Origin of the sequence: Streptomyces sp. MZ04, assembly GCF_004684775.1 — a bacterium.
In the GTDB taxonomy this organism is placed as follows: domain Bacteria; phylum Actinomycetota; class Actinomycetes; order Streptomycetales; family Streptomycetaceae; genus Streptomyces.
The window spans coordinates 1-3,386 of sequence record NZ_SRIC01000484.1; the positions used below are offsets into that span (position 1 = coordinate 1).

The following is a 3,386-nucleotide window of genomic DNA, read 5'->3' on the forward strand; positions in this document are numbered from 1 at the left end:
GGCTGCGGGAGGCCGGGGCCCGCGAAGTGGTGCGGCGGCTCGTCGAGGGGGAGGAGCGTCTTGACGGTGTGACAGCGGCGCGGTGGGAAGGGCTGCGGGCTCGCGCGCAGCGGGCGGGGCCGGCGCGGGACCTGGCGGTGGCGCGGGACGCCGGGGTGCGGTTCATCTGCCCGGGGGAGGCGGAATGGCCCGTGCAGTTGGACGACCTCGGGGACGCCAGACCGGTCGGGCTGTGGGTGCGGGGGCGGCCCAGCCTGCGGATATGGGCGCTGCGGTCGGTGGCCGTGGTCGGCGCGCGGGCCTGCACGGAGTACGGCGCGCACATGGCGGCCGGTCTCGGCGCGGGGCTCGCCGAGCGGGGCTGGGTCGTCGTCTCGGGCGGGGCCTACGGGGTGGACGGCGCGGCACATCGGGGGGCGCTCGGCGCGGGTGGTGCCACGGTGGCGGTGCTCGCGTGCGGGGTCGACCGGCCCTATCCGCGCGGGCACGCCGAGTTGATCGGGCGTATCGCGGAACAGGGGCTTGTGGTCGGGGAGTTGCCGCCCGGGGATCACCCGACGCCGAGCAGGTTCATCCTCCGGAACCGGGTGATCGCCGCGCTCACCCGGGGCAGTGTCGTCGTCGAGGCGGCGTACCGCAGCGGCGCGCTCGTCACGGCACGCTGCGCCCAGGAGCTCGGCCGCCACACGATGGGGGTGCCGGGCCCCGCCACCAGCGGCCTCTCGGCGGGCGTGCATGAACTCCTGCGCGGCGAGGGAGTTCTGGTGACCGACGCCGCGGAAGTCGTCGAGTTGGTGGGGGACATGGGCGAAGTGGCGCCGCAGCGGCGCGGCCCCGTGGTGCCGCGCGATCTGCTCGCCCCTCAGGCCGCACGCGTCCTGGCGGCGCTGCCCGCCCGCGGGAGTGTGGCGGCGCGGGAGATCGCGCTGGGCGCGGGCACGGCGGTGGACGAGGCCGTCGGTCGACTGTACGAGCTGCGCTCACTGGGGTTCGTCGAACGACACGGCGATGGCTGGCAGTTGACACGCCAGGCGATTGTGTCGGTCTTCGCGGAGGGAGGGGGATCGTGACGGAACGTGTTCGGCCGTCTGGATGAACCACCGATGGCCTTGGGAATTCACGCAGTTGGCGCTCTGGGGTCGTCACGCATTGCGATGAGGGGGACTCTCCGGGGCGTCAAGCGGAACGTATCTGCGTACGCGCGATCCCATACTCTTCGCACACTGCGACACTCCAGTCACGCTACGCTCACAAGGATTCCGGCGCGGACAGGCAATCAGACGGACAACCTCAATCACTTCACGCAAGTTCACCTCATGGGTCCGAGCGACTCCACCAGTACGCGGCAGTACACGGCAGAACGGCTCAAGGCGACGAATGCCCCAGCACACCTCAGGGTCCGACCGGGCGGCAGTTCCCCCCGCCGCCCGTAGCGGCGAGCGGGAGCGGCCTCCCGCACCCTCGTCGCTGGACGAGCTGTGGCGGTCGTACAAGGAGACGGGGGACGGCCGGCTGCGCGAGCAACTGATCCTGCACTACTCGCCCCTGGTGAAGTACGTCGCGGGCCGGGTGAGTGTGGGTCTTCCGCCCAATGTCGAGCAGGCGGACTTCGTCTCGTCCGGGGTGTTCGGACTGATCGACGCCATCGAGAAGTTCGACATCGAGCGGTCCATCAAGTTCGAGACGTACGCGATCACGCGGATCCGCGGCGCGATGATCGACGAACTCCGGGCGCTCGACTGGATTCCACGGTCCGTGCGGCAGAAGGCGCGCAATGTCGAGCGGGCCTACGCCACGCTCGAGGCGCAGTTGCGGCGTACGCCGTCGGAGGGCGAGGTCGCCCATGAGATGGGGATCGCGCTGGAGGAACTGCACGCGGTTTTCAGCCAGTTGTCGCTGGCGAACGTGGTGGCTCTGGAAGAGCTGCTGCATGTGGGCGGCGAGGGCGGCAACCGGCTGAGCCTGATGGACACGCTCGAGGACACCGCGGCCGACAACCCCGTCGAGGTCGCGGAGGACCGCGAGCTGCGGCGCCTTCTCGCGCGGGCGATCAACACGTTGCCGGAGCGCGAGAAGACCGTCGTCACGCTCTACTACTACGAGGGGCTCACGCTCGCCGAGATCGGCAATGTGCTCGGCGTGACGGAGAGTCGGGTCAGCCAGATCCATACGAAGTCCGTGCTTCAGCTGCGGGCGAAGCTGGCGAGTTTCGGCCGCTGAGCCCGCTGAATCGGTCCTGCCCGTGGCTGCGCCGTGCGGGGTGGGCAGCGGGTTCTCCGGGGCGGATCCACTCCCGTGTCGGCGATCGCGTCCGTAGAGTGGACGTGTGCCAAGGATTCGAGCGGCCTCTGTGGCCGAGCACCGGTCGATGCAGCGCGGCGCCCTGCTGGACGCTGCGCGGTCCCTGCTGTCCGAAGGCGGTACGGAGGCGTTGACCTTCCCCGCCCTCGCCGAGCGCACCGGGCTCGCCCGGTCCTCCGTGTACGAGTACTTCCGGTCGCGTGCCGCGGTCGTCGAAGAGCTCTGCGAGGTCGACTTCCCCGTCTGGGCGGCGGAGGTTTCGGCGGCGATGGAACGGGCGGAGTCGGCCGAGGGCAAGGTCGAGGCGTATGTGCGGCGGCAGCTGGATCTGGTCGGCGACCGCAGGCACCGGGCCGTTGTCGCGATCTCCGCTGCCGAGCTGGACGCGGGGGCGCGGGAGAAGATCCGCGCCGCGCACGGGGGACTCGTCGCCATGATCGGCGAGGCGCTGGCTTCGCTGGGTCATGCGGAGCCTCGCCTTGCGGCGATGTTGCTCCAGGGCGTGGTGGACGCGGCTGTCCGGCGGATCGAGCTGGGCGCCGCGGAGGATCCCTCGGCCATTACCGAGGCGGCAGTCGCCATGGCCCTGCGGGGCGTGCGGGGCTGAGCCCCGGTTCCTCGGAACCCGGCAGCGTGCTGGTGGGCACCGCCTGGTCACTCGGAACCCGGCAGCGTGCTGGTGGGCACCGCCTGGTCACTCGGAACCCGGCAGCGTGCTGGTGGGCACCGCCTGGTCACTCGGAACCCGGCAGCGTGCTGGTGGGCACCGCCTGGTCACTCGGCACCCGGCAGCGTTGCGCTGTGCCCACCCGTTCCGCCGTGCGGAACGCCTGCCCGCAACGAGGGCGGCCTTAGTGGGGTGTCGTCGTGCGGGACGACTGCCCACGACACAGGCGGCTTGGGTGGGGTGTCGTCGTGCGGAGCGTCTGTCTGCGACGAGGGCGGCCTGGTCGGGATGTCGCCGTACGGAACCTGACCCGGGGACGGCCTGGGCGGTATGCCGTCGTACGGAACCTGCACCAGGGACGGCTTGGGCGGGATGTCGCCGTGCGGAACGCTTGCCGGCAATGGGGGCGGTCTGGGTG

The 3,386-nt window shown here is 71.3% G+C and carries 3 protein-coding genes and 1 pseudogene; 3 read left to right on the forward strand and 1 reads right to left on the reverse strand.

The window, feature by feature from the left end:
• The 3 genes from dprA to E2651_RS42220 form a co-directional block, all read left to right on the forward strand.
• Positions 1 to 1,070 (forward strand): DNA-processing protein DprA (gene dprA, locus E2651_RS42210; RefSeq protein WP_135336562.1); only part of this gene is annotated, 1,070 nt, incomplete at its 5' end.
• 307 nt (positions 1,071 to 1,377) lie between these two features.
• Positions 1,378 to 2,220, forward strand: coding sequence for an RNA polymerase sigma factor WhiG (whiG, locus tag E2651_RS42215; protein WP_135336563.1), 843 nt, complete (start codon positions 1,378 to 1,380; stop codon positions 2,218 to 2,220).
• A gap of 130 nt (positions 2,221 to 2,350) precedes the next feature.
• Positions 2,351 to 2,908, forward strand: a complete 558-nt coding sequence (locus tag E2651_RS42220) for a TetR/AcrR family transcriptional regulator (protein ID WP_135336564.1) — start codon at positions 2,351 to 2,353, stop codon at positions 2,906 to 2,908.
• 167 nt (positions 2,909 to 3,075) lie between these two features.
• Here the strand turns inward: E2651_RS42220 and E2651_RS44905 are convergent.
• Positions 3,076 to 3,386, reverse strand: a pseudogene (locus E2651_RS44905) (hypothetical protein); the annotation flags it as partial.

Bases quoted from the DNA above. Each gene is read 5' to 3' on its own strand.
- whiG (WP_135336563.1), top strand. From the start codon at position 1,378: ATGCCCCAGCACACCTCAGGGTCCGACCGGGCGGCAGTTCCCCCCGCC.